Origin of the sequence: Caballeronia sp. (genome assembly GCF_028292365.1) — a bacterium.
In the GTDB taxonomy this organism is placed as follows: Bacteria; Pseudomonadota; Gammaproteobacteria; order Burkholderiales; family Burkholderiaceae; genus Caballeronia.
On sequence record NZ_JAQGMM010000143.1, the window covers coordinates 1 to 3,791 of the forward strand.

Annotated in this window: 3 protein-coding genes and 2 pseudogenes; all 5 read right to left on the reverse strand. The window is 59.1% G+C overall.

Annotated elements, in window-relative coordinates:
* Window positions 1–493, reverse strand: a pseudogene (locus tag JWR14_RS08880) (hypothetical protein); the annotation flags it as partial.
* A gap of 276 nt (window positions 494–769) precedes the next feature.
* Window positions 770–2,170: a HipA domain-containing protein gene (locus JWR14_RS08885; protein WP_299704656.1), complete on the reverse strand. Its 1,401-nt coding sequence runs from the start codon at window positions 2,168–2,170 to the stop codon at window positions 770–772.
* Window positions 2,170–2,493 (reverse strand): helix-turn-helix domain-containing protein, encoded by a 324-nt coding sequence (locus JWR14_RS08890; protein ID WP_299704659.1) that lies wholly within the window; start codon window positions 2,491–2,493, stop codon window positions 2,170–2,172. Before JWR14_RS08890 ends, JWR14_RS08885 begins: the two co-directional genes overlap by 1 nt.
* Before the next feature lie 382 nt (window positions 2,494–2,875).
* Window positions 2,876–3,598, reverse strand: coding sequence for a monofunctional biosynthetic peptidoglycan transglycosylase (gene mtgA / locus JWR14_RS08895; protein WP_299704662.1), 723 nt, complete (start codon window positions 3,596–3,598; stop codon window positions 2,876–2,878).
* A gap of 59 nt (window positions 3,599–3,657) precedes the next feature.
* Window positions 3,658–3,791 (reverse strand): annotated as a pseudogene (aroE, locus tag JWR14_RS08900) (shikimate dehydrogenase); the annotation flags it as partial.

The window sequence follows — 3,791 nt, forward strand, 5'->3', positions numbered from 1 at the left end:
TGCGGGTGGTGCCAAGCGCTGCGCCGATGCTGCGCAGATCGCGCGCGCCGCCTACTGCGGCTTCGAGAATCGCCAGGCCGCGCAGCAGCGTTTGCGTGCCGGCTTGCTGCGGTGTGAGATCGAGCAATGCAGCCGCCGATGCCTGTGCTCCGCTCGGCTCGTTCGCTTCGTTCGCTTCGTTCGCTTCGTTGGCTTCGTTCGCTGCCGCCGGTTTGCCGGCCGGGCGGTCCATCGACAATTCATGCTCGACGGTGGGATTCAGGGTCTTGGTCATGGCACTCGATGTTCGCGGCTTGAGAATGTTTGTGCGTTCGTTCACGACGCGAGTTACCGGGCCGATGGCGCGCGGCGAAGCGTCGCGCAGGAAACGGCGCAGGGAATCATCGATAAGGAGTGCGAGACACGCGGATGCGAATGCAGATGCGAGCGCGCTAGTTGCGCTGATGTCGCTGACGTTGGCATGACTTGTCTCCGAGTGCTTTTGTCGTTTCACGCGGTCTGCGGGAAAACCCCGAGCCGGGTGAAACTGCCGTTTTGGCTGTGATCGGATTTTAGAGCGGGGCGTCTGGATTATTCAATATGTGATTGATGTGTTCACATATTGGGAGATTTCTCGGCGCGTGCAATCGATCGGAAAAGAGGCAAGCTTGACGTCCCGGCCGACATGATGGAAGTCCATGCGGTTTGACCCGAAATCATCAGCGGGAGCGCCTGGCGCCTTTGTTGTTGGACTTTTCGGTATCACGCACGGTCGCTGTGGCTGTCTGTTCTACAACAACGACCGGTCAATCCTGGGCGCCTCGGGCGCCAATTGCAGCAGCTTGCCAACCTGGATCATGACGAAATCGTGGATACGTTCCACAAGGTCCCGCTCCTCCTCCACGTACACCTCCGATTGCGCCAGGTCCCTCGCAACGCGCGTGATCGCCTGCGCCATACGCGTCAGTTCCCGCGCAAGGAGAGGTCTGGGCGTGCCCGTATGCTGGGCGAAGCAAGCGAGTTCAAACGCGTTGACCTCTTCCAGCCGGAACGCGTCGCCGTAAGCCAATGCCATGTCCTGCTCGACGACGTCTCCGTAGACATTGACGGAGACAAGGTCGTAAAAGGGTGCGGGCGACAGGCCGGCGGGCCGCACATGGAAAGACAGATTCTTGCCGTGCGCGTCACTGTTGCCGATGAAGAGCTGGAACAGAGCCCAACGCAGCATGACTTGGCGCGCATGGGCAGGGTTCTCGAAATGCGGCCCAAGCGCGAACAGCTTTTCGAAGCTCGCGCCCTCTCTGATGTCGCGAACTGCCCGGGCGTTACCGAAGTTGCGCTCGTACTTGAGGTTCACAGGCAGGTCCAACGCTTGGCAGCCGTCAATGACGTGCGTGCGCCGAACGCGAAGCGCGGTCACACCGTCGGCGGGGTCAAGCTCCACCTCACGGTCAAATCGCTCGATGAGCAGTATCGCCTCGGGAATGCGGCGAATCCGTACTGCCGCCGTGGGTAGCCCGATGCTTGCAGCGAGCGTCATGCAGTAGTGCTCGTTCGCCACCATGAAAGCGGACGCAGGATTGAGTGACTCCGGCTTAAGGATGTGCGTCGAACTGATGGGCCCGCCGTCTACGAGCGAAATCGACTCTCCCTCAACGAGCACCTGCAATTTGTCCTGGAAGCCTGCCACCGAAAGCCGGAGCTGGCGGTCCCAAACCGGAAAGGGAATCTCATCCCGACGACGGATACGCTCGCTTAACTCTTCATTCGGCACAACGCGGCGCACGGGTGGCGCGTCTTGCTCTTCGGCGGCCGTGTACTCTGGTTCCGCGAATTCGGCGCCATCCTCGCCGGGCGCCGCCGCTTCCGCTGTGGCCGTAAAACTTAATGCGCCGACAGGTTCTTTTCCCAGCATATGCACCAGACCGAAAGTGTTGTCCTTCGACATCTGGTACATCATCGAGGCGACCTCGAGTGCGCGCCCTTCAGGAAGCAAGTTCGCGAGGAAGCGATGTACCGTTCCAAGTTTCGGCCGCTCACCCGACAGCGGAATGTGTGGCGAAAGCGGGAAAGCGACGTCTCTGGCCTGCCAGGTTTCATCGTAGGTAAAGCTGTAGATGTCCTGCTGCGACTCGAACCCAAGCTCTCCTACCGACCCGACCTGAGTTGAAACTTTGAGCACGTGCGCCATCAGGATTGGTCCGTCGAGAGCGACGCCTTCGCATGGCTCGCCGTCACGCCCAACGCTCGCAGCGCGGTCGTTGACTCACTCCTTGAAAGCACCAGCATGGTCAGCCCGAGACCTTCGAGCACGCGCAATAGCCGGTCAGAGCCGACAGGATGGCCATTTTCAAGCCGGGAAAGCACGTTGGAGGACACACCGAGCAAGTCGGCCGCGTCGTCGATACGCATCGACTGCTCTAACCGGCGATTGCGCACGAGCGCACCGAGCCCGACCATGTCCCGCGCAAGCGGGTTGATGTGCGGATTATGCGGTGACAAAGTTCGAGCCATAGTTACGCCATAGGGAAACAATAAATGTCAGCTCGCATTTGAGCCAATAGTTTCTCTATAGGGAAACTATCTTCTATTGAACTCTGTTGACCAGATAATTGCGTTATGTGTAAACATTATATAGCAGACGCTTTTAGGTGCGATAATTTCCTTATTCTCACAATTATCTCTTTCCCCGGACAAATTGATGCGGCGACATTCCTGAAATTAGCGAGGACATGAGCAAAGGCGACGAGCCTTTGCCGACAATTTGACGCTCTCTTGCGGCTCGCTGATCCTTTGCTGCCTTCAGGCTCGATAGGTGACATCACCCCGACCCGTGCGCAGGCTCCAAGCGTAAAAAAACCCCGGCGAAGCGGGGTTTTGCGGATGAAACAAACACTCACTGCGGCAACTCCGCCGCCCCCATCCGCCTCGCAATCACCCCCGCCCGCTGCGACAAATACGCGGACCCGCGATGTTCATCGAAGTATTTCGGCCTCGGCAACATCACCGCGAGCCGCGCCGATTGCCACGCGGTCAGCTTCGACGCCGACGTCTTGTAGTAATAATGCGCCGCCGCTTCAGCGCCATAAACGCCATTCCCCCACTCCACCGAATTCAGGTAGATCTCGAAGATGCGTTCCTTGTCCATCCAGAGCTCGAGCATCGACGTGATGACGAGTTCCTGCGCCTTCCTCACATAACTCTTTTCCCGCGATAAAAACAGGTTGCGCGCCAGTTGCTGCGAGATGGTCGACCCGCCCGCGACAATCTTGCCGCGCGCCTTGTTCTTCTCCCAGGCTTGCAGGATGGCATCGGTTTCGTAGCCGTTGTTGTTGACGAAATTCGCGTCCTCGGACGCGATGATCGCGCGCTTCAGATTGCGAGAAATCTGGTCATACGGCACCCAGGCACGCTGGATAGAGAGATCGGGACGATCTTGCGCGAGGCGCCACGCGTCGGAGCGCATGAATGCCGTCGATGACGGGTTGACCACCGTATAAATGCCGACCATCGCGAAGAAGTAGACCTGCGTGGCAATAGCGGCAATCGCCATCACCGAGACGCCGTAGACAATCCATCGAGCCGGCCCGAGGCGAACGGGCGATTTTGTTCTTGTCATCGTGCTTCTTCTATTTGGAACGGAACGGAACGCAACGTCGTGCGAAACCACGCGCTCAACTAAACCTTCGTCGATAACTCCAGCCGCAACGCGCGCAGCACCGTGCCGCTGTCGGGGCGCACCCCGCGCCACAGGAAAAACGATTCCGCCGCTTGCTCGAAGAGCATCCCGAGGCCGTCGGCCGAACGCGCGC

What these genes read in the sequence shown, in the direction of transcription:
- JWR14_RS08885 (WP_299704656.1), bottom strand. Translation starts at nt 2,170, where the DNA reads ATGGCGCACGTGCTCAAAGTTTCAACTCAGGTCGGGTCGGTAGGAGAG.
- mtgA (WP_299704662.1), bottom strand. Translation starts at nt 3,598, where the DNA reads ATGACAAGAACAAAATCGCCCGTTCGCCTCGGGCCGGCTCGATGGATT.
- JWR14_RS08890 (WP_299704659.1), bottom strand. Translation starts at nt 2,493, where the DNA reads ATGGCTCGAACTTTGTCACCGCATAATCCGCACATCAACCCGCTTGCG.